The organism is Variovorax sp. Root473 (assembly GCF_001426505.1).
Taxonomy (GTDB): Bacteria; Pseudomonadota; Gammaproteobacteria; order Burkholderiales; family Burkholderiaceae_C; genus Variovorax.
In genome coordinates, this window is record NZ_LMEV01000017.1 from 1,428,864 (window position 1) to 1,451,103 (window position 22,240).

The following is a 22,240-nucleotide window of genomic DNA, read 5'->3' on the forward strand; positions in this document are numbered from 1 at the left end:
GTATGCGAATGAACTCGACTCACGAGGTCTTCAACCAGCCCACGCCGCTGGTCGACTACAACCTCTTCGACACCCACCGCCCCCTGCGCGATGCGCTGAAGTTCAATGCGCCCGCACTGCAGACCACACAGCTGCACGAGCTGGGCGCGACCCTCGGCTCGGCCGCCATGCAGACGCATGCGCGGCTGGCCAACACCCACACACCACAGCTGCACACGCACGACCGCTTCGGCCGGCGCATCGACGAGGTGGAGTTCCATCCGAGCTACCACGCGTTGATGCAGACGGCCGTGGGCGCGGGCCTGCACGGCACGCCATGGACCGGCCTATCGGCCTCGCCGCACGTGCTGCGCGCGGCGGGCTTCATGCTCTTCACCGAGCTGGAGCCGTCCATCCTGTGCCCGATCTCGATGACCTACGCGGTCACGCCCGCCTTGCGCGGCAACGCGGGCGTGCATGCCGATTGGGGCCCGAAGCTCGCCAGCCTCTGGTACGACCCCGCGCTCAAGCCGCTGCACGACAAGCCCGGCGTGACCATGGGCATGGGCATGACCGAGAAACAGGGCGGCTCCGATGTGCGGGCCAACACCACGCAGGCTGTGCGCGAAGGCAGCGACGCCTGGGGCGAGCGCTACGCCGTCACCGGCCACAAGTGGTTCTTCTCTGCGCCGATGTGCGATGCCTTCCTCATCCTCGCGCAGGCGCCGGCCGGGCTGTCGTGCTTCTTCCTGCCGCGCGTGCGGCCCGATGGTTCGCGCAATGCCATCCACATCCAGCGCCTGAAGGACAAGCTCGGCAACAAGGCCAACGCCAGCTCCGAGGTCGAGTTCCAGCGTGCCAGTGCCTGGCTGGTGGGTGAGGAGGGGCGCGGCATTCCGCAGATCCTCGAAATGGGCACGATGACGCGGCTGGACTGCTCGCTCGGCACCAGCGGCCTCATGCGCCAGGCGCTGGGCATTGCGCTGAACCACACGGCGCAGCGCCACGCCTTCGGCAAGCCGCTGGTCGAACAACCGCTCATGAAGAACGTGCTGGCCGACCTCGCGCTCGAAAGCGAAGCCGCCACCGCGCTGGCCATTCGCCTCGCCCGGGCCTTCGACCAGCAAGGCGCCGAACACGAGCGGCTGATGGCGCGCCTGCTCACGCCGGTCGCCAAGTTCTGGATCTGCAAGCGCGGCAGCCATTTCGCGCAGGAAGCCATGGAGTGCCTGGGCGGCAACGGCTACGTGGAAGAGGGCGGTGAGGGCGTCATGGCGCGCATCTACCGCGAGATGCCGCTCAACTCCATCTGGGAAGGTGCCGGCAACATCATGGCGCTCGACCTGCTGCGCGGCCTGCGCAAGGGCGACGCCGTGGCCGCGCTGGTGCACGAACTGGCGCCGGCGCGCGGCCAGCAAGCCGCGCTCGATCGCCTGGCCGACGCCTTGCCCGCACGCATCGAGGCCATGGCCTCCGAGGCCGAGGCGCGCCGCCTCGCGCAGGACGTGGCACTGGCCGTGCAGGCGGCCTTGCTGGTGCAGACCGCACCCGCCGCCGTGGCCGACGCCTTCTGCGCCTCGCGCCTGGGCGGCGACTGGGGCCAGGCCTTCGGCACGCTGGGCGCGGGCACCGATTTCGATTCGATCATCCAGCGGGCGCAGCCGCGCTGACCGCCGGACGACAAACCAAGAACACCTCCACGAAAGACGCCATGGCCGACCTCATCCTCCACCACTACACCACCTCGCCGTTCTCGGAAAAGGTGCGCCTGATCCTCGGCGCGAAGAAGCTGCCGTGGAAGTCGGTCTTCATTCCGCCGATCATGCCCAAGCCCGATGTGGAAGTGCTCACCGGCGGCTACCGCAAGACGCCGTTCCTGCAGATCGGCGCCGACATGTACTGCGACAGCGCGCTCATCGCCGACGTGCTGGAGCACCTGCAGCCCGAGCCCACGCTCTACCCGGAGCCCGAGAAGGGCATGTCGCGCATCCTCGCGCAGTGGGCCGACACGACGCTGTTCTGGGCCGCGATGGCCTGGAACCTGCAGCCCAGGGGCGCGGCCGAGGTGTTTGCCAAGGCGCCGCCCGAAGCCATCAAGGCCTTCGGCGAAGACCGCGGCAAGATGAGCGCCGGCAACATGACGCGCCTGCGCCCGGCCGACGCCACCAGCGCCTACAAGTCGTACCTGCGCCGCCTGTCGGACATGCTCGACGACAAGCCCTTCCTGCTCGGTGAAGTGCCCAGCATTGCCGACTTCTCCGCCTATCACCCGCTCTGGTACACGCGCCGCATCGAGGCGGTGAAGGGCATCCTGGAGCTCACGCCCGCGGTGCTCGACTGGATGGACCGCATGGCGGCCATCGGCCACGGCGCGTCGGCGAAGTTCTCCAGCGACGAGGCCATCGCCGTCGCCAAGGCCGCCGCGCCGCACACGCTGCTCAGGGACAGCACCTTCCAGGACGACCACGGCATTGCGCTGGGCAGCGCCGTCACCATCCGCGCCGAGAGCTTCGGCCTCGAAGAAACGCCGGGCACGCTGGTGGCCGCCACGCGCACGCACTACACGCTGGAGCGCAGCAGCGAGCGCACGGGCACGGTGCATGTGCACTTTCCGCGCATCGGCTACGTGCTGAAGAAAACAGAGGCCTGATGACCGAAAGATCCGCGCACGACGGGCACCTTCGTGACTGCGCGCGCGACTGTTCCGTATTTCAATAGCGGCTTCCGCTTCAACGTCAGACACATTCAGCAAGAAGGACACCGGCAAATGATCCAGGACTTCAAGGGCAAGACCGCCGTACTCACCGGCGCAGGCTCGGGCTTCGGCCTCGAATGCGCGCGCATCGGCGCCGCCCGCGGCATGAACCTCGTGCTGGTCGATGTGCAGCAGGACGCACTCGACAAGGCCCAGGCCGAAATGGAGGCCCTGGGCGTCCAGGTGCTGGCGCGCAAGGTCGATGTGTCCGACGCGGCCCAGATGGAAGCGCTGGCCGCGGCCGTCAAGGAGCGCTTCGGCGCGCCGCACTTCGTGTTCAACAACGCCGGCGTGGGCGCCGGTGGCCTGGTGTGGGAAAACACCGTGGCCGACTGGGAATGGGTGCTGGGCGTCGACCTGTGGGGCGTGATCCACGGCGTGCGCCTGTTCACGCCGATGATGCTGGAGGCCGCCGCCAAGGACCCGAGCTACCGCGGCCACATCACCAACACCGCCAGCATGGCCGGCCTGCTCACGCCGCCCAACATGGGGATCTACAACGCGGCCAAGGCCGCCGTCGTGAGCCTGACCGAAACCATGTACCAGGACCTGAACCTGGTCACCGACCAGATCGGCGCCAGCCTGCTGTGCCCGTACTTCGTACCCACCGGCATCACCAGCAGCGAGCGCAACCGCCCGAACGCGCCGAAGGACACCGAGCTCACCAAGAGCCAGCTCATCGGCCAGGCCATGAGCAACAAGGCGGTGAGCAGCGGCAAGATCACGGCCGCCGAGGTGGCGCACAAGGTGTTCGAAGCCATCAGCGACAACCAGTTCTACGTGTTCAGCCACCCGAAGGCGCTGGGCAACGTGAGGAGCCGCATGGAGAACATCGTGTCGATCACGAACCCGGCCGACCCGTTCCTGGAGCGCCCCGAAATCGGGCAGAAGCTGCGCGAACAGCTGCGCGGCTGATCTTCGCGCTCAGGCGGGTTGCAGCGACGCCTGCAGCCCGCGCACCAGCTGCTCGATGCCCGACAGCGCCTCGGCCATCGAGCGATCCAGCAGATCGCCGCGGTCTTCCGCATGCTCGACCGCGATGTCGTACACCTCGCGCAGCCCGATCAGGCCCAGCGCGGCCTTGACGCCCGGCACCAGGAAATTCAGGTGCGCCTGCATGCCGCCGGGCCCGAAGCCGCTGCTGCCGTGCACGGTGAGCAGCACGGTGTGGCGCGGGCGCTCTGCCAGCAGCGGCACATAGGGGTAGTCCAGGCTCGGGTCCATGTCGAAGGTTTCGCCGACACGCACGATGTTGTCGATCCACGCCTTCACGGTGGCCGGGGCGCCGTAGTTGTACATGGGCGTGCCCATCACGATCACGTCGGCACGGCGCAGTTCGGCAATGAAGGTGTCGCTTTCGGCCAGTACCTCGTGCATCCAGGGCTCGCGCGCTTCGGTGGGCGTGTAGGCGCTGTGGATCCAGTCGCCGGTGACCGCCTGCGGCGGGGCCGTGCCGAAGTCGCGATAGATCACCTCGTCGTGCGGGCGGCCCGCCTGCCAGGCGCTGACGAAATGGTGGCTCAGGCGGCGCGAATGCGAGCCGTGGACGACGGCGCCCGAACGGCCCGAACGCGGGCTGGCATCGATGTGGAGCAGGGTGGTGGTCATGGCGTGGTCCTCGATTGGATGAAGGAAATTCAGCTGTTTGCTTGACACGGTTCCCAATCTATCCAAGCATCCGGCGTCGAACAAACGACGAATTCTTCTCGCTGCAGAAAATTCAATTCATCCATCAACGCGCCATGGCCCTGCTGCATTCCCTTCCTCCGCTGGCCTCGCTGCGCGCCTTCGAGGCCGCGGCGCGCCATTGCAGCGCCAAGCTCGCGGCGAACGAGCTGTCAGTCACGCCCACGGCCATCAGCCACCAGGTGCGACAGCTCGAAGAGTCGCTGGGCGTGGCGCTGTTCATCCGGCAGCCGCGGCAACTGGTGCTCACGCCGCAGGGGCGCGAGCTGCAGGCGGTGCTGAGCGAATCGTTCGGCGCCATGGCGCATGCGGTCGCGCGGCTGCGCGCACCGCCTGCGCGCCAAGCCATCACGCTGTCGGCCACGCCGGCCGTCGCCGCACGCTGGCTGCTGCCGCGCGTGAGCACGCTGCGTGCACTGCACCCCAAGCTCGACCTGCGCATCCACGCCTCGCACGATGCCGTGGCGCTCGATGGCGTCACGGCCGACATCGCCATCCGCTACGGCCGTGGCCAGTGGCCCGGCATGGTGGCCGAGAAGCTGTTCGACAACGTCTTCGCGCCGGCCTGCAGCCCCACGCTCAAGCTGCGCCGTCGCGGCGACCTCACGCGGCACACGCTGCTGCATTTCTCGGCGCCCCACAGCAAGAGCCCGCCGGGCACCTGGTTCGAATGGCAGCAGCAGGCGCAGGTGCCGGGCCTCGACGTGTCGGCGGGCCCGGTGTTCTCGGATGAGACGCACACCGTGTCCGCTGCGCTGCAGGGCCAGGGCGTGGCGTTGATGAGCCTGGCGCTGATCGCCGACGAGCTGCGCGCCGGCAACCTCGTGCAGCCCTTCGGGCCCGAGCTGCCGGGGCTGCCGTTCTTTCTGGTGTGCCAGGAGGGGCGACGCTCGGAGCCGGCGGTGGCGGCGGTGTTCGAGTGGGTGAGGGGGTTGCAGCCGTTGGGCGGCGCCTCGCCCTGAGCCGCGGCGGCGACACAATCGCATCCACTGTTGTTTCGATGTGCCCTTCCCCATGAGACCTTCCCCGGCTTCCTCCCTCCTGCAGATCGAGGATCTGCACTTCGCCTACCCCGACCAGCCCGCGCTGGCCAACGGCTGGTCTGCCACCATCGGCGAGGGCGTCACGCTGCTGTATGGCGACACCGGCAGCGGCAAGTCGACCTTGCTGCGCGTGCTCGCGGGACAGCAGCCTGCATCGGGCGGGCCACTGCGCGTGGCCGGCGTGGCGCTCGACGCCGCGCCCGAGGCCTACCGGCGCCAGGTCTTCTTCTGCGAGCCGGCGTCGGAGGCTTTCGATCAGCTCAGCGTGCACGCCTGCACGGCCCTGCTGGGCGAAGGTGATGCAGGTTTCGACGAGGCCGAGTGGCAGCGCCTCGTCGAGGCGTTCTCTCTCACGCCGCATCTGGAGAAGCAGATGTTCATGCTGTCGACCGGCTCCCGTCGCAAGGTCGGGTTGGCCGCCGCGCTCGCGTCGGGGCGGCCCGTGGTGCTGCTCGACGATCCGGTCGGTGCGCTCGATGCGCGTTCGATCCACGGTCTGTGGCAGGCGATCGAGCGGCGCATCGCACAGCAGGGGCGGGCGGTGGTCGTGGCCAGCAGCGAGCGCATCACGCAGGTGCCGCTGGCGGCGTGCATCGAGCTGCCGCTGGGCTGATCAGTTTCGCGGCGTTGCCATCACGTGGTTGTCGTGCCGCGCCTCGCCGAGCACGAACTGCGTCAGCCCCGTCGCGGCCAGCCCGTGCTTTTCGTAGAACGCACAGGCGCGCAGGTTCTGTACGTTCACAGTGAGCCACAGGCCATCGCTGCCGGTCCGCGCGTGTGCAGCGCTGCGGGCTTCGCGCAGCAGCAGCGACCCGACGCCGCTGCGTTGGAAGGGGGACTGCACATAGAGCGTGCGCAATTCGGTATCACGGCCCGGCGCCAGCGGCTGGGCGGCGCCGAACTGCAGCAGCGCATAGCCCACGAGATGGCCGTTGGCGTGCGCCACCTGCAAAGCGACATCGGGGGATTCCGACCACGCCGCAAAGGCTGCCGGCGTGAAGGTCGACAGCACGTAGCGCCCGAGCAGGTCGTTCACGCCGTCGGTGGCGTAGGTGTCGAGCCACACCTGGATCGCCAGCGCGGCGAGCGTGTGCGCGTCGGCCGCGGCGGCGGGACGAACGGTGACAAGCGGACGGGTCATGGTGCGGCGCATTCTGCGGCAACGAGGTCACGAAGTCTGCAGCGCCGACCGGAAGCGGCTGGGTGGCGCGCCGGCCGACTTGCGCATCAGCCGTCGCAGCGCCGTGGCGTCTTCATAGCCAACCTGCGTTGCGACCTGGTCGATGGTCATGCGGCTGCTCTCGATGAGCATGCGCGCGCGGTTGAGCCGCACGCTCTGCACCAACGCCAGTGCGCCCAGGCCGGTGGCGGCGCGCACGCGCCGGGCCAGTGTGCGCTGCGACATCGCGAACTCGTCGGCCAGCGCCGCCACGCTGGGCGGCGTGGGCAGCGCGGCTTCGATGCGCTGCGTGAGGCGCGAAATTAGCTCGTTGCCGTTGGACAGCATCGACGGCACGACGAACGGCGCCTGCGCCTGGCGGCCGTCGATCAGCAGCACCTTGCTCACGGCCTCGGCCAGCGCGGGGCCGAAGCGCGTGCGCAGCAGATGCAGCATGAGGTCCGACTGCGCGAAGGCTGCCCCTGCGGTGCTCACCGGCCCGTCGGCGCAGACCATGCGGTCGGCATCGACGTGGCAGGCCGGTTCGAGGCGGCGCAGCTCGGGCGCAAGCCACCATGACGTGGTGACTCGGCGCGCGTGCAGCAAGCCGGCCGCCTGCAACAGGAACACCGCCGAGCACGACGCCGCCACCGCGCCGCCGCGTGCTGCATGGCGGCGCACAGCGTCGATGGCGGCGCGGGCGTTGTCGTCGGTGAGGCGCCGTGCGAGGTCGGCGGGTTTGTCGACACCGAGCCCGGGCACGATCCACGTTGAGCCGTCGGCGCGTGCGCGGCGGGGCATGGCCACCGTGTCGACCCGCAGGCCATTGCTCAGCGGCACCGGGCCGCCCTCGGGCGACACCACGCGCCAGGTCGGGCGGGGCATCTTGTGGCGCGGTGCGAGCGTGGCGGCTGCGGCGAGCACGTCGAGCGTGACGGCGGTGCTGGTGCCGAAGCTGCCCGGAAGGACAAGGACGGTGAAATCGTGCATGGCTGAAAAGGCTCGATCAACGTCAAAATAGACACTGCCAGTCTAGCGCTGCACGAGGTGCAATGGCAGCCATCGCAAGCTCTTGCTCCTGACCATGACACAGTCCCCGCACACGCCCGATCCGCTCGACGACTTCACCCGCCGCGAGATCACGCTCGACGGCGCCACCAAGGCGGTCTACATGGCCGGCACCGGCCCGGCCGTGATCGTGATGACCGAAATGCCGGGCATCAGCCCCCATGTGGCGCGCTTCGCACGCTGGGTGCGCGACGCCGGCTTCACGGTCTGCATGCCGTCGATGTTCGGCCGCGACGGCGCCGTGCCCGACGCGGAAGAGGGCAGGGCCGTGTTCCAGCGCGCCTGCGTGAGCGCCGAGTTCCGCGCCTTCGCGGGCAACGTCTCAAGCCCGGTGACGCAGTGGCTGCGCGCGCTGGCACGACTGGCGCATGCGGAATGCGGCGGGCCGGGGGTGGGCGCGATCGGCATGTGCTTCACCGGCAACTTCGCGCTCACCATGATGCTGGAGCCGGCGGTGCTGGCGCCCGTGCTGTCGCAGCCGTCGCTGCCGCTGGACAATCCCGGCGGCATCGAGATCTCGCCGGAAGAAATCGCCCAGGTGCGGCAACGCCTGGAACGCGAGGACCTGACCGTGATGGCCTACCGTTTCGAGGGCGACCGCTTCTGCCGGGCCCAGCGTTTCGCGGCGTATGCAGACGCGCTGGGCGAGTGCTTCGTGGCCCGCGTGCTGCCCGACAGCGCGGCCAACACGCGCGACCTGCCGTCCTTCTTTTCGCAGGTGGTCGCGAGTCCGCACAGCGTGGTGACGGCGCACCTGATCGACGAAGCCGGCCAGCCGACGGTCGCGGCGCGCGACGAGATCCTTTCGTTCTTCGCGCGCCGGTTGCTGGGGGCGCCGGGTCAGGCCCGTGCCGAGGCGCTGTCGGCGGGCAGCTGACCGCTCTTCTGCGCACGCCGGTCGATCGCGCGGCTCCACAGCGCAATCGCCAGGCCCACGAGCGTGAGCAGCGCGGCCACCCAGCCGAGGGCGTGCAGGCCCGGGCCGTGGTCGATCGTCACGCCGCCGACCCAGGCACCCAGCGCGTTGCCGAGGTTGAAGGCCGCGATGTTGAGGCTGGACGCGAGGTTCTGGCCCGCGCCCGAGGCCTTCTCCAGTACGCGCAGCTGCATCGGCGCCACGGTGGCGAACGAGGCCACGCCGAGCAGGCCGACGAAGACCACAGCGGTGAACGGCGTGCCGATGGTGAACTGCATCGCGCCGAGCACCACGGCCAGCGCCACCAGCGTGCCGAGCACGGCGGCCATCGGTGCGCGGTCGGCCAGCTTGCCGCCGAGGATGTTGCCGACGGCCAGGCCGCCGCCGAACACCAGCAGGACCGGCGACACGGCCGATTCCGACAGCCCGGTGACCTGCGTCAGCAGAGGCTGGATGTAGGTATAGACCACGAACACGCCGGCAAAGCCGAGCACCGTCATCGCCAGGCCCAGCAGCACCTGCGGGCGGGCGAGCACGGCGATCTCTTCGCGCAGCGGTGCCGGCGTGGCCTCGCTCTTCATGCGGGGCACGAAGGCCGCGAGCACCACGAAGGCCAGCACGCCGATCAGCGTCACGGCCCAGAAGGTCGAGCGCCAGCCCAGTTGCAGGCCCAGCCAGGCGCCGGCAGGCACGCCCAGCAGCGTGGCGGCGGTGAGGCCGGTGAACATGATCGCGATGGCCGAGGCGCGGCGCTCGGGCGCCACGAGGCCGGTGGCCACCACCGAGCCGACGCCGAAGAAGGTGCCGTGCGCCAGCGAGGTGATGACGCGCGCGGCCATCAGCATCTCGTAGTTGGGCGCGAGCGCGCAGGCGAGGTTGCCGAGCGTGAAGATCGCCATCAGCGCGAGCAGCACGGTCTTGCGCGGCAGCTTGCGGGTGGCGATGGTGAGCACGGGGGCGCCGACCGCGACGCCGAGCGCATAGCCGGAGATCAGCAGGCCGGCGGCCGTGATGGAGACCTGGAGGTCCGTCGAGACCTGCATGAGCAGGCCCATGATGACGAACTCGGTGGTGCCTATTCCGAAGGCACCGGCGGTGAGGGCGAGAAGAGCGATGGGCATGATGCCTGTACTGTGCGGACGATTGGCTTCGATGACTAGAATGCCGCGAGTACATGCACTTGTGAGTTCAAGTCACAATCGAAGGAAAGCCATGCCGCGCATCGACGTCAACCGCTCCGGCGAAATGGAGGCCTTCGTGCAGGTGGTGGAGGCGGGCGGTTTCTCGGCGGCGGCGCGCCTGCTCGACATGACGCCCTCGGCGGTCAGCAAGCTGGTGGCGCGGCTCGAACTGCGCCTGGGCATCCAGCTGGTGCACCGCTCCACGCGCAAGCTGCAGCTCACGCCCGAGGGGCTGCATTTCTACGAGCGCAGCACGCGCGTGCTGGCCGACATGGACGAGGCCGAGCGATGCGCCGCGGCCGGTGCGGCGCCGCGCGGGCGGGTGAGCATCAACGCCAGCGTGTCCTTCGGGCATCACAGGCTGGTGCCGCTGGTGCCGCGCCTGCTCGAGATGCATCCGCAGATCACGCTCGACATTGCGCTGACCGACCGCATCGTCGATCTGATGGACGAGCGCGCCGACATCGCGATCCGCTGGGGCCAGCTGCCGTCGTCCGACCTGGTGGCGCGGCGCCTGGGCGAAACCAGCCAGTCGATCGTGGCTGCGCCGGACTACCTGGCGAAATACGGCACGCCGCGCACGCCGCAGGAGCTGGAGGCGCACAACCGGCTGGGCTGGAGCTACCGGCGCAACACGCCCGACTGGCCGTTGCGTGTCGACGGCCGCATGGTGATGCTGCCGGTGGCGGGGCCGGTGCGCGCGGGCGACGGCGAGACGCTGCGGCAACTGGCGATTGCAGGGGCGGGCGTGGCGCGGTTGTCGCTGTATCACATCCAGCACGACATCGATGCCGGCCGGCTGGTGCCGCTGCTCGAAGAGTTCAACCCGGGCGAGATCGAGCCGATCCACGCGGTGTACATCGGCAAGGCCGGCACGCTGCCCGCGCGGGTGCGGGCGGTGCTCGACTTTCTGGTCGCGTGCTCGGGCGTGGGCGGCGGGCGTTACACGCTCAAGCGCACGGCGCCGATGCCGGGAAACTCGGCCGTCACCTGATCACCGCGGCGGCAGGGCAGCACGCCGACCCACGAGCCGGTGGTGACGACGGTGCCGGCGGGCACGGTCTGGCCGTGGCGCGTGAGGTGGCGCAGCCAGATCGGCAGCAGCCAGGCCGGGTCGGCCAGCGGATGCGTGCCTTCGCGCACCACCGTTTCGGCATCGCCGATCTTCGTTTCGCAGCGCTGCGAGGCCCAGTCGACGGCGGCGTACGGTTGCCAGTCGCCGAGCACGAGTGCGCCGTGGACCTGCGAGTCGGCCAGGCGCAGCAGGGCGGGCGTGGCGGCCAGGTCTTGCCAGCGGGCATCGACGATTTCGACGGAGACGGCCATGGCGTCGATGAGGGCTGCCGAGTTGTCGTGGTCGAGTGCGGCGGCTTGCGCCGGCGTGACGTCCTGGCCGAGTCGCAACGCAATCTCGGCCTCGATGCCGGGGGTGTGGAAGGTGAGGTCGCTGAAGTCGGCGGGGCTCTGGCGCACGCCGGACGGGGGCAACGGGGCGTGCGTGAGCGTGGCGCCGCGGGAGCCGCCGCCGGACTTCCAGGTCTTTGGAACACCGTCGAACCAGCCGAGGGCCGCGGCTACGGCGTCTTGCACTTCATACGCTTGAGGTGCGTCTGGCAGGGCATCGATCCAGGGCGTGGCGTCGAGCGTGCGATTGGCTTGGCGTGCGGCGATGAGGGCTTCGGTGAGGGCTTTTGGGTCGGGCGTCATGCTTGGGATCTTCTCAGTTTCTCTTGGGCTCGTTTGTTCAGGGCGCGTGCCCAGGCCACCGGGTACTTCCCTTCGCGAATGTCCCCCGCCAAGGTACCCCGTCGGCGGGAGCGTCGCCCTGAAAGAAAGCCCTCAGGTCTCAACTTGCACCTTGCCGTCCTTCACCACCTTCGCCCACTTGGCGATCTCGGTGCTGATGAACTGCTTGAACTTGTCCTGCGAACCGCCGCCGTCTTCCGCGCCGTAGGTGTCGAGCCGTTCCTGCACATCGGGCATCGCGAGCACGGTGTTGACGTCGCGGTTCACCTTCTGCGCGATGGCCGGGGGCAGCTTGCCGGGGCCGGCCAGACCGTACCAGGTGGTGGCCTCGAAACCTGCGAAGCCTTGCTCCTGCATCGTCGGCACGTTCGGATGGCCCTTGGCCCGCTTGGTGCGCGTTTGCGCGACAGCGAGCACGCGGCCGTTCTTCACGTGCGGGGTGGCGGCGGTCATGGTCTCGAAGCTGAACTGGATCTGTCCGCCCATCAGGTCGGCCAGCAGCGGGCCGCTGCCCTTGTACGGCACATGCAGCGCATCGACGCCGCCCTGCAGCTTGAACATCTCCAGCGCCAGGTGCTGGGCCGAGCCCGCGCCGGCGGAGCCAAAGCTCACGGTGCCGGGCGCGGCCTTGCACGCGGCGACGATGTCTTTCACGCTGAGGGCCTTCTGCGCCGGGTTGGCGATGAGCAGGTTGGGCGTGACGCCCACGAGCACGATCGGCACGAAGTCGCGCTCGACGTTGTAGCGCAGCTTGGGCTGCAGGCTGGGCGCGAGCGCATGGCTGTTGATGTGGGCCATGAGCAGCGTGCTGCCATCGCTGGGCTGCTGCGCCACGTAGTCGGCCGCGAGCACACCGGCGACACCGCCCTTGTTCTCGACGATGACCTGCTGGCCCCACATGGTGGTGAGCTTCTGCGCGACCACGCGCGCCAGCGCGTCGGTGCCGCCGCCCGGTGGAAAGCCGACGACGATGCGCACGGGGCCGGTGGGCCACTCCTGCGCGAACAGCCGGGGTACGCCCAGCGTGGCGGCCGCGCCGGCGGCGGCCTGGATCAGGGAACGTCTTTGCATCTTCTTTGTCTCCGTCGGTTGGGGAATCCGATGCGTGCCGGGAGCCGCTTGCGCGGGCCCGGCAGGGTGGTGGGCCGCCGCATCGTTCGAGCGATGCGCTGCGGCCCGTGTCGTGTTCTGCGCGTTCGGCTCAGGCTGCTTTTTGCAGGCCGACCGGTGCGGCCTGGTGGCTCGCGAAATAGTCCATCGCCGCCTGCACGCCACTGCCCGCCAGCTTGATGCCGCTGAGCTTCATGCCCATCTCGACACCCGCGACCATGGCCACGAGCGTGAGGTCGTTGCTGTCGCCCAGGTGGCCCATGCGGAACATGCGGCCCTTGAGCTTGCCCAGGCCGGTGCCCAGCGACAGGTCGAAGTGCTGGTGGATGAGGCGGCGCACGGCGTCGGCATCGACACCTTCGGGTGTGATCACGCCGGTGAGCACGGGCGAGTACACGGCCGGGTCGACGCACTGGATGGGCAGGCCCCACGTGTTGACTGCGGCGCGCACGCCGGCAGCCCAGCGCTGGTGGCGCGCGAACACGTGGTCCAGGCCTTCGCCGAGGATCATGTCCAGCGATTCCGAGAGGCCATACAGCAGGTTGGTGTTCGGCGTGTAGGGCCAGTAGCCGTCCTTGTTCATCTCGACGATCTCATCCCAGGCCCAGAAGGCCTTGGGCAGCTTCGCAGTCTTGGAGACTTCGAGCGCACGCGGCGAGAGGGCGTTGAAGCTGATGCCGGGCGGCAGCATCAGGCCCTTCTGCGAGCCGCTCACGCAGACGTCGACACCCCATTCGTCATGGCGGTAGTCGGCGCTGGCCAGGCCCGAGATGCTGTCGACCATGAGCAGGGCGGGGTGGCCGGCCGCGTCGATGGCCTTGCGCACCGAGGCGATGTCGGAGGTGACGCCGGTGGAGGTTTCGTTGTGCACCACGCACACGGCCTTGATCTTCTTCTCGGTGTCCTTGCGCAGGCGCGCCTCGATGAGTTCGGCCTGCACGCCGCGACGCCAGCCGGGCGCGTTGGGCAGGTGAGTGTCGGTGCCGGTTAAGGCCAGGAACTCGGTCGACAGGCCCAGGCGCGTGGCCATCTTCTGCCACAGCGACGCGAAGTGGCCGGTCTCGTACATGAGCACGTGGTCGCCGGGGCTGAGCGTGTTGGCGAGCGCGGCTTCCCATGCGCCGGTGCCCGACGCGGGATAGATCGCGACCGGGTGCTTCGTCTTGAAGATCTCCTTGATGCTGCCGAGCACCTTCAAACCCAGCGTGCCGAACTCGGGGCCACGGTGGTCGATGGTCGGCAGGCTCATGGCCCGCAGGATGCGGTCGGGCACCGGGCTGGGGCCCGGAATCTGGAGGAAGTGACGGCCGGTGGGGTGGATGTCGAGTTGCAGCATGGGCTCTCCTTTTGTGCTCAGTTTTGCATTCAAAATTCATTTATGTATGCTGGTTTATACCTATAAACCCCGGTTGTATCGGCTATTTTTTGCATTCAAAATGCAAGCAAGGGAACATCACATGACCGCTGAAATCATCGAAATCTCCAGGCTCGCCTTGCATGACCAGGTCGCGTCGCGCCTGCGCACCATGCTGGTCGAAGGGCGCATTGCGCCGGGCGCCAAGCTCAACGAACGCGAGCTGTGCCTGCAGCTGAACGTGTCGCGCACGCCGCTGCGCGAGGCCATCAAGCTGCTCGCGGCCGAAGGGCTGGTCGACCTGCTGCCCAACCGCGGCGCGGTGGCGGTGAAGCTCACCGAGGCCGACGTGCTCAACACCTTCGAGGTGCTGGCGATGCTCGAGGGCATGTCGGGCGAGCTGGCGGCCAAGCGCATCACCGACGAGGAACTGGCCGAGGTGCGCGCGCTGCACTACGAAATGATGGCCTGCTTCGCGCGGCGCGACCTGTCGGGCTACTACCGCCTGAACGCGCGCATCCACACGGCCATCAACGACGCGGCGGCGAACCCGGTGCTGTCGAACACCTACCGCTCGATCAACGCCCGCGTGCAGTCGCTGCGCTTTCGCACCAACCAGGACGAGGTGAAGTGGAAGCACGCGGTCGAGGAGCACGAGCAGATGGTGCAGGCGCTGGCCGCGCGCGACGCGCAGGCCATGCGCAAGGTGCTCACGGCGCACGTGCTGCGCAAGCGCGACACCGTGCTGGAGCTGCTGCGCGCCGGGCAGATCTATCCCACGGCCCAGAGCAAGACCAAGAGCAACAACGCGAGCTAAGCACCCACATGCGCATCGACCCTGCCAGCCACATGCAGCCAGCCGGAACCGTCCTTCCGCCCAACGACACCTGCGAATTGCTGGCGCGCCGGCTGCGCACCGACACGCAGGGCGAGGTGCTGTTCGACGACGGTTCGCGCGGGCGCTACGCCACCGACGCGTCGATCTACCAGATCACGCCGGTGGGCGCCTTCGTGCCCACGAACGAGCGTGACATCGCCACCGCCATCGACATCGCGCGCGACCTGAAGGTGCCAGTGCTGGCCCGCGGCGGCGGCACCAGCCAGTGCGGCCAGACCACGGGCGCGGCGCTGGTGATCGACAACAGCAAGCACTTTCGCAAGGTGCTCGAGGTGAACGTGGAGGAGGGGACGGCGACGGTCGAGCCGGGCCTGGTGCTCGATCACCTGAACGCGCAGCTCAAGCCGCACGGGCTCTGGTACCCGGTCGACGTGTCGACCAGCGCGCAGGCCACGCTGGGCGGCATGGCGGGCAACAACTCCTGCGGCTCGCGCTCCATCGCCTACGGGAACATGGTGCACAACGTGCTGGGCGCGAGCGCGTGGCTGTCGAGTGGCGAGCTGGTCGAGTTCGGCCCGCTGGGCCAGCTGGGCGCACGCGCGGCGGGCATCGCGCAGTTCGTGCACGGGCTGGCGCAAGAGCACCGCGACGCCATGGCGCAGCACTGGCCCAAGGTGATGCGCCGCGTGGCGGGCTACAACCTCGACATCTTCGACAACCAGAGCGAGAAGCCGTACACGGCCGACGGCAGCGTGAACCTGGCGCACCTGCTCATCGGCGCCGAAGGCACGCTGGCCTACACGCGCAGCCTGAAGCTCAAGCTGGCGCCGCTGCCACGCGCCAAGGTGCTGGGCATCGTGAACTTCCCGACCTTCCACGCGGCCATGGACGCGGCGCAGCACATCGTGAAGCTCGGGCCGACGGCGGTGGAGCTGGTCGATCGCACGATGATCGAACTGAGCCTGGCCAACCCCGCCTTCAAGCCGACGGTGGAAACCGCGCTGATCGGCAAGCCCGCCGCCATCCTGCTGGTCGAGTTCTCGGGCGCCGACAAGGCTGCGCTGCTGCCGCAGCTGAAGCGGCTGGTCGAGCTGATGGGCGACCTCGGCCTGCCCGGCAGCGTGGTCGAGATGGCCGACGACGCGCGGCAGAAGAACCTGTGGGAGGTGCGCAAGGCCGGTCTCAACATCATGATGAGCCTCAAGGGCGACGGCAAACCCGTGAGCTTCATCGAGGACTGCGCCGTGCCGCTGGAGCACCTGGCTGAATACACCGACGCGCTGACCGAGGTGTTCGCGAAGTACGGCAGTCGCGGCACCTGGTACGCGCACGCCTCGGTCGGCACGCTGCATGTGCGGCCGATTCTCGACATGCGCGCCGACGGCGCGGCCAAGATGCGCGCCATCGCCGAAGAGGCCAGCGCGCTGGTGCGCAAGTACAAGGGCGCCTTCAGCGGCGAGCACGGCGACGGGCTGTGCCGCGGCGAATGGATCGAATGGCAGTTCGGCCCGGCAATCAACGAGGCCTTTCGCGCGATCAAGCGGCAGCTCGACCCGATCGGCTTGTTCAACCCCGGCAAGATCATCGACCCGCCGCGCATGGACGACGGCGCGCTGTTCCGCTTTGCGCCACCCACCGCGCCCAAGCCGTATCGCCGCATCGAACTGAAGCCGGTGCTCGACTGGTCGGGCTGGAACGTCAACGCCGACCCGGTGACCGAGCTGACCACCGCGCCCGGCACCGGCGGCGACAGCACCGGTGGCCTCGCGAAGGCCGTCGAGATGTGCAACAACAATGGCCACTGCCGCAAGTTCGACGCCGGCACCATGTGCCCGAGCTACCGCGTGACGCGCGACGAACAGCACCTGACGCGCGGGCGCGCCAACACGCTGCGCCTGGCGCTGTCGGGCCAGCTCGGCGCCGACGCCTTCACCAGCGAAGCCATGCACGAGACCATGGACCTGTGCGTGGGCTGCAAGGGCTGCAAGCGCGACTGCCCGACGGGTGTCGACATGGCGAAGATGAAGATCGAGTTTCTCGACCACTACAAGAAGCGCCACGGCCACACGCTGAAAGACAAGCTGGTCGCCTACATGCCCGACTACGCACACCGCGCCAGCCGCATGCCGTGGTTGCTGAACCTGCGCAACCGCGTGCCGGGCGCGGCATGGCTGGGCGAGAAGATGCTGGGCTTTTCAGCCAAACGCTCGCTGCCCGAATGGCGCACCGACACCTTCTGGCGCGCGAAGGACGCAGTGGCGGCGGGCCTGTTTTCCGACCAGGCCTCGGTGCTGGCTGCCGCAGCGCGCGGCGAAAAGGTCGCCGTGCTGTTCGTCGACACCTTCAACGGCACCTTCGAAAGCGAGAACGTCTTTGCCGCTGCGCGCGTGCTGCACGCTGCGGGCTATGCGCTGCACACCGTGGAGAAGGGCGGCGGGCACCACTGCTGCGGCCGGACCTTCCTGGCCAGCGGCATGGTGGACGAGGCCAAGATTCGCGCCGGGGCACTGATCGATGCGCTGCTGCCGCTGGCGCAGGCCGGCGTTCCCATCGTCGGGCTCGAGCCCTCGTGCCTGCTCACGCTGCGCGACGAAACGCTGGTGATGGGCTTCGGCGACAAGGCGCAGGTCGTCGCCAAGCAGGCGCTGCTGTTCGAAGAGTTCCTCGCCCGCGAACGCAAGGCCGGCCGCTTCGAACTCGCGCTGAAGCCGGCCACCGCGCCGATCCTGCTGCACGGCCACTGCCACCAGAAAGCCTTCGGCGCGGTGAGCCCGATCATGGAGGTGCTCAAGCTGATTCCGGGGGCCGAGCCCGAGCTGATCGAAAGCTCATGCTGCGGCATGGCCGGCAGCTTCGGCTACGAGGCCAGCCACTTCGAGGTGTCGATGCAGATGGCCGAGGCGAGCCTGCTGCCCGCCATCCGCGCCCGGCCCGATGCGATCGTGGTGGCGGACGGCACGAGCTGCCGTCACCAGATCGGCGATGGCGCGCAGCGCGAGGCGGTGCATGTGGCGGTGCTGCTGGCGCGGCACATGGTGCTTTGAGGCGGCTGCGGTGTTCTCTTTCGGTACTCAGAAGGGGGGCGAGACCACCTGGCGCCAGCTGCGGCGCCAGGTGCGCGACACCCCGCAGCCGTCGCCGATCTTCTGCGTGTCGCCCACGCCGGTCAGGAAGCCCGTTTCATTGGTGCAATTGACTTCGGGCTTGCCGTCGGGGCGGCCTTCGTTGGGCTGGCCGACCATGTTGCGCGAGTTGACGTTGCCGCGCGTGAAGCCGCCCCTCGAGATCGAGACGACCGAGTACGCGTCGAAGCTGCCGTTGCCATCGACATCGAAGGAGTTCTTGTTCTTGCCGGTGAGGGCGTCGAGCACGTAGATGTTGTTGGGCAGGCTGCCTGTGGCTGTGCAGGACTCGATGCCCTGCGCCTTGTCCTCCGGAAGGAAGGACGAGACGACCACGCTGCTGCCCAGGTTGGCCAGGTCGCCGACGACGCGCTCGCCGTTGAGCATGGCGCCGAGGTGGGTGATCGTGCCGAGGTTCAGCAGCCATCCCTTCTTGCTCTTCCAGTCGACGGCGTTCGAGCTGAGCTGGTAGAAGTTCTTCCCACTCTCGAGACCGGCCCCGGACTTGACTACCGGATCGAGGGTCTGCGTCAGCAGGTTTCCGACGGTGACCGGAATGTCCCCGGCCTTGTCGTCGCCGCCGATCGGTGTCTGGTCCCAGATGCCGTAGAGGGCCTGCTTCGTGGCGGGCATCGCCAGATCTTCCTCGTCCAGCAGGATGCCGGTGCCGATCACCACGATGGCGCCGCACGACGAGGTGGCGCTGTAGGTGCAGGTGCTGCCGTCGCCAGGGTGGACCTGCCATGCCGGGGCGGCGTAGATGGGCTGCGCCTTGCCGCCCGATGTGGTGAACAACCGCCTTGGCACGCTCGTATTCAGCTTGGCGCTTCGCAGATCGAAACGCCACAGGTTGCCATTGGCGTCGCCGGCGTACGCCGCCACGATGCGGCGGGCGGTGTCACGCACTGCGACCACGCCGCCCAGGCCGCGGTTGCCACCCGTGGCCCCGCTGCTGAACGCCGAGGGAAGTTCAACAAAGGCCTTCCTTTTTCCGGTGAGCGCCTCCACCACATACAGCCCGACCTTCTTGGTTTCCGGGTAGTGACCGTTGCCGGTCAACATGACCCAGGTGCCGTCGTCGAGTTGGCCCGCGGCAGGGTTGTTGGTGATGTGGGCCAGAGCGAGGTAGTCCTCGTGCTTGTTGTTCACTTCCCAGAGAAAGTGGTTCTGGGTAGGCGCTCGGCTGGCGGTGTCCAAAGGCGACTCCAGGCCGTACATGAAGGGGCCCGCGCGGCCCCCCGTGCCGAGCACCAGTTGGCGCCATGTGTTCTTTCCGCCCGCCGGGGTATCGCCGGCCTTGTCGTACACATCCTGCTCGACCAGCGGGCCGTCGAGCGTGTAGCGGAAACGGAAGTTCGGGTTGGCCAGATCGATCTGCGAGGCCATGGCGCCCTTGGGCATGAACGCGGCCAGCTCGGTGCCCCCTTCGTCGTTCCTGGCAGCGTTCAGCACGTGGACCTTGCCGTTGTTGGTGGCGGCAAAGATGGTGGGCGGTTGCGTGGTCTTGAGCTCCTTGTAGGCGACATAGCTGTCCTTGCCATCGACCGAACTGGGAGAAGCGCCATAGCCCATGTCGAACCGACCGCCCACGAACACCGGCGGTGAGTTGACCGAGGCGCCGATGGGCTGCTTGCGCAGCCGGTAGACCGAGCCGGCAACATCCTTCTGCGGGTCCTGTCCCAGCAGGTAGCGCACAAAGCTTTCGTCGGTGGCTTGCTGCTTGTCGGCATTCAGCAGGGCCTGGAAATCGGCTGGCAGGTTGCCCAGTTTCGTGCCGAAGGTCAGTGTCGTGCGCTGGGCCGTGGCAGGGGTGTTGGGGTCGTAGTTCGACAGAGCGAAGATCGTTCGCTTGTCGACGGCCGGCATCCTGGCGTTGGCGGACCAGGCTGGCTTCGGCTTGCCAGCCTCGATCGTCTTGTAGCCGCCATTGGCATCCAGCTCGAAGGCCTCGATGTCGCCGCTGTTGTCCGACGTCTGGTACTCGGTCGTGTACTTGTACTGGCCTTCCAGCGTCTGGAATTCGTTGCTGTTGCCGGACACCGCCACGCCCGCGTCGTTGCCGGAACCGACCATGCCGCTCAGCGCGTTGTCCAGGGCCCGGCGTACATCGTCGCCCGAGTAGACGCTGTAGGCGCGGCCACCGCCGGTGAAGCCTGCGCGGATGAAGTCGTCCACGCGCAGCGCATCGACGGTGCCTCCGGCGTTCAGGTTGCCCGTGGCCCAGTTGGGTCTTGTCGCCGTGTTGCCGGCGAGCCAGTCGTTGTTGTAGCTGTCGATCTGCGCCCATTTGAGCCCCCCGAACCGGCCGGCATCGCCGGAGGGCGTCAGGCCCCAGCCGATGGTGAACGTGGTCATGTTCTGCCAGAACGTGGGGTTGTGCTGGCCGCTCACCGGGGGAACGTCGTTGGTGAGGGAGCTGGAGAAATCGGTGTGCCAGAAGTAGCGTGCAGTCAGGTCGGCGAACCCGTTGCTGCTGGCGGTGGCGCCGTCGCTGTAGGGGATGTACAGGTTTCTGGCGATCAGCCTCTGGGCCGGGTCTGCGCTGTCGTAGCCCGCAGCGCCTCTCGGGTCATAGCGGAATGCTTCGGTGTTTCCGGACGGCTTGCCGTCGAAGTTGATGCTTCCCTTGCTGGCGGTGTAGCGCGAGTCGATGCCTTGCGCGGTGTTGAAGTTCCAGGCACCGTCGGACAGCACGATGCTGTAGGCGCGCCGGCAGCTCAGCTCTCCGCTGTTCGGGTTGTTGGGGTCGTTCTTCCAGGGGCGGCTCAACACGGCGTCTGTGGCGCTCCTGGTTTCCTCTCCGGCGTAATAGTCGGCTGCGAGCTTCAAAGCGCTGTGGCTTGGCGTTCCCCCTTCGGGTTCGATGCCGTAGATCCAGTCATAGAACCAGGTTTTCCACTTCTTGCCTGAAGCGCCGATTTCGTCCTTGAAGTAGTTGACGCCGCTCACGACGCGCTCTGCGCGCCGTCCGTTCCGGTTGTACTGGACGTACCCGACCCTGAACTTGTTGTCGTAGCTCTGCATGGCCAGACCGAGCGCGGTACTGACTGCCAGCGTGCGGGTGCGATACCACTCGTACCAGTTGGCGATGTTCTGGCGCTCCAATGTTGCGGAGCATTCGTTGGCGTTCTCGCAGTCAGTGCGCCGGTGCCCATCCGGCAATGGAACAGTGCCGGCATCGGATGACTGGATGGTGCGGACTGTCCTGTTCGCCTCGCTGGCACAGTCATTGTTCTTGCAGATGACGTAGGTGAATTTCCTGGTGCCTGTCGTCCCTCCTGGGGTGTGCTGGGTTCTTGCCCCAGAGGACGACTGGTTGTCCACGAACGCTGTCGGGTTGTCTTTCTGCTTGCCATTCGCCTCCACCCGGGCGCTATAGGTAATGGCCGGGTTGTAGTACTGCGTGTTCATACTGCTGGACCGCATGGCATACCAGCCGTACTTGGTTCCGCAAGACGAGCCAGTTTGCGGGCAGTTGTCCTTGACGCCATAGCCGTCCTGGGCTTCCTCCGCCATCGAGCCGGAGTTGTCCAGCACAAACATCAGGTTGGGCTTGGCCCCCGGCACGGCGTTGTACAGGGGAGCCTGGCTCGGCGTCGTTGCGGAATGCACGTCGTCGATGGGCAGAAGCGCCGCGCTGACGGCGGCAGCGAGACCCATGAACGTTCGCATGCCTGCGGCGTTGGCGAAGGCAGGAACAAGAAGCTGGCGCAGGACTGTCATGCGATCTTTCGGATGCGTTGGGCGTGGGGACTTCATGAGACGTGCGAGATTCATTTCCAACAATCCGTTGTCACCAGTCCTGCCACCTCGTCTTCCATGTCTCTCACGCCCAGACCGCTCAAGGTCAGCGTGCCGCATCGGTCGCCGCGCATGCTGCCGGTGCGGGTCGCCCTCAGCGTGTAGCTGGGCGGGGTGTCTCGTGCAAAGACGGTGATGGTGTAGGTGGCTGCACCGGATACGGGTGATTGCTGCAGGCGGTCGGGCAACAGGCTTTTAGCGCCCTTTTTCTGCTCGGACTCCACGCCGGTGTCGCCTGCGACAGCGGTGTAGCGGTCGTTGGCCGAGTAGTAGCGCTGCATGAACTGCGCAGCTTCCATCAGAAGGCCCTGCGCCTCGGTGCGCTTGGAGCGGCGCACGTGCTCCTGGTAGTTCGGTAGTGCAATGGCCGCCAGGATGGCAACGATCGCGACGACGACCATGACTTCGATCAGCGTGAAGCCGGGGCTGTTGCGTGGGAAACCGGAGCGTGGATGTGCCATGGCGGTAGGAGGGTTGTGCAT

The 22,240-nt window shown here is 67.9% G+C and carries 18 protein-coding genes; 9 read left to right on the plus strand and 9 right to left on the minus strand.

What is annotated here, in order from left to right; genetic code table 11:
- Positions 1–8: 8 nt before the first annotated feature.
- From ASD34_RS20045 to ASD34_RS20055, 3 genes are all read left to right on the plus strand, one after another.
- On the plus strand, positions 9–1,649 hold the full coding sequence (locus ASD34_RS20045; protein WP_056580855.1) for an isovaleryl-CoA dehydrogenase: 1,641 nt from the start codon (positions 9–11) through the stop codon (positions 1,647–1,649).
- Positions 1,650–1,690: 41 nt separating this feature from the next.
- Positions 1,691–2,629 (plus strand): glutathione S-transferase family protein, encoded by a 939-nt coding sequence (locus ASD34_RS20050; RefSeq protein WP_056580858.1) that lies wholly within the window; start codon positions 1,691–1,693, stop codon positions 2,627–2,629.
- Positions 2,630–2,746: 117 nt separating this feature from the next.
- On the plus strand, positions 2,747–3,649 hold the full coding sequence (locus tag ASD34_RS20055) for an SDR family oxidoreductase (protein WP_056580862.1): 903 nt from the start codon (positions 2,747–2,749) through the stop codon (positions 3,647–3,649).
- Positions 3,650–3,658: 9 nt separating this feature from the next.
- Here ASD34_RS20055 and ASD34_RS20060 read toward each other — a convergent pair whose 3' ends face one another.
- Entirely contained in the window at positions 3,659–4,342 is a 684-nt protein-coding gene (locus tag ASD34_RS20060; RefSeq protein ID WP_056580865.1) for an FMN-dependent NADH-azoreductase, read from the minus strand.
- Positions 4,343–4,476: 134 nt separating this feature from the next.
- Between ASD34_RS20060 and ASD34_RS20065 the strand changes: the two genes are divergently transcribed.
- Together ASD34_RS20065 and ASD34_RS20070 are read left to right on the plus strand one after the other, a co-directional pair.
- Positions 4,477–5,382, plus strand: coding sequence for a LysR substrate-binding domain-containing protein (locus tag ASD34_RS20065; RefSeq protein ID WP_157609716.1), 906 nt, complete (start codon positions 4,477–4,479; stop codon positions 5,380–5,382).
- Between the two features lie 52 nt (positions 5,383–5,434).
- Positions 5,435–6,076, plus strand: a complete 642-nt coding sequence (locus ASD34_RS20070; protein WP_056580868.1) for an ATP-binding cassette domain-containing protein — start codon at positions 5,435–5,437, stop codon at positions 6,074–6,076.
- Here ASD34_RS20070 and ASD34_RS20075 read toward each other — a convergent pair whose 3' ends face one another.
- On the minus strand, positions 6,077–6,604 hold the full coding sequence (locus ASD34_RS20075) for a GNAT family N-acetyltransferase (RefSeq protein WP_235510135.1): 528 nt from the start codon (positions 6,602–6,604) through the stop codon (positions 6,077–6,079).
- A 27-nt stretch (positions 6,605–6,631) separates the two neighbouring features.
- Positions 6,632–7,612 (minus strand): GlxA family transcriptional regulator, encoded by a 981-nt coding sequence (locus ASD34_RS20080; protein WP_056580871.1) that lies wholly within the window; start codon positions 7,610–7,612, stop codon positions 6,632–6,634.
- Between the two features lie 94 nt (positions 7,613–7,706).
- Between ASD34_RS20080 and ASD34_RS20085 the strand changes: the two genes are divergently transcribed.
- On the plus strand, positions 7,707–8,567 hold the full coding sequence (locus ASD34_RS20085; protein WP_056582562.1) for a dienelactone hydrolase family protein: 861 nt from the start codon (positions 7,707–7,709) through the stop codon (positions 8,565–8,567).
- Here ASD34_RS20085 and ASD34_RS20090 read toward each other — a convergent pair.
- Positions 8,531–9,727, minus strand: a complete 1,197-nt coding sequence (locus ASD34_RS20090) for an MFS transporter (protein WP_056580874.1) — start codon at positions 9,725–9,727, stop codon at positions 8,531–8,533. The genes ASD34_RS20085 and ASD34_RS20090 overlap by 37 nt on opposite strands.
- Positions 9,728–9,818: 91 nt before the next feature.
- On the opposite strand from ASD34_RS20090, the gene ASD34_RS20095 reads away from it, so the two are divergent.
- Positions 9,819–10,781, plus strand: a complete 963-nt coding sequence (locus ASD34_RS20095; RefSeq protein WP_056580876.1) for a LysR substrate-binding domain-containing protein — start codon at positions 9,819–9,821, stop codon at positions 10,779–10,781.
- On the opposite strand, the gene ASD34_RS20100 is transcribed toward ASD34_RS20095, so the two are convergent.
- From ASD34_RS20100 to ASD34_RS20110, 3 genes are all read right to left on the minus strand, one after another.
- The gene (locus ASD34_RS20100) at positions 10,730–11,494 is read right to left on the minus strand and encodes a fumarylacetoacetate hydrolase family protein (protein WP_056580879.1); all 765 of its coding nucleotides are present in this window, start codon (positions 11,492–11,494) and stop codon (positions 10,730–10,732) included. The two genes, ASD34_RS20095 and ASD34_RS20100, sit on opposite strands and share 52 nt — an antisense overlap.
- A gap of 132 nt (positions 11,495–11,626) precedes the next feature.
- Positions 11,627–12,604: a Bug family tripartite tricarboxylate transporter substrate binding protein gene (locus tag ASD34_RS20105; protein WP_056580882.1), complete on the minus strand. Its 978-nt coding sequence runs from the start codon at positions 12,602–12,604 to the stop codon at positions 11,627–11,629.
- A gap of 130 nt (positions 12,605–12,734) precedes the next feature.
- Entirely contained in the window at positions 12,735–13,979 is a 1,245-nt protein-coding gene (locus ASD34_RS20110) for a pyridoxal-phosphate-dependent aminotransferase family protein (RefSeq protein ID WP_056580885.1), read from the minus strand.
- Positions 13,980–14,100: 121 nt separating this feature from the next.
- Between ASD34_RS20110 and ASD34_RS20115 the strand changes: the two genes are divergently transcribed.
- Both ASD34_RS20115 and ASD34_RS20120 read left to right on the plus strand, forming a co-directional pair.
- A complete protein-coding gene (locus ASD34_RS20115; RefSeq protein WP_056580887.1) occupies positions 14,101–14,814 on the plus strand; it encodes a GntR family transcriptional regulator in 714 nt (237 codons plus the stop codon).
- A gap of 8 nt (positions 14,815–14,822) precedes the next feature.
- The gene (locus tag ASD34_RS20120) at positions 14,823–17,879 is read left to right on the plus strand and encodes an FAD-binding and (Fe-S)-binding domain-containing protein (RefSeq protein WP_056580890.1); all 3,057 of its coding nucleotides are present in this window, start codon (positions 14,823–14,825) and stop codon (positions 17,877–17,879) included.
- Between the two features lie 27 nt (positions 17,880–17,906).
- On the opposite strand, the gene ASD34_RS20125 is transcribed toward ASD34_RS20120, so the two are convergent.
- Both ASD34_RS20125 and ASD34_RS20130 read right to left on the minus strand, forming a co-directional pair.
- Positions 17,907–21,680, minus strand: coding sequence for a pilus assembly protein (locus ASD34_RS20125; RefSeq protein WP_235510136.1), 3,774 nt, complete (start codon positions 21,678–21,680; stop codon positions 17,907–17,909).
- 50 nt (positions 21,681–21,730) lie between these two features.
- Positions 21,731–22,219, minus strand: a complete 489-nt coding sequence (locus ASD34_RS20130) for a type IV pilin protein (protein ID WP_157609717.1) — start codon at positions 22,217–22,219, stop codon at positions 21,731–21,733.
- Between the last annotated feature and the right edge of the window lie 21 nt (positions 22,220–22,240).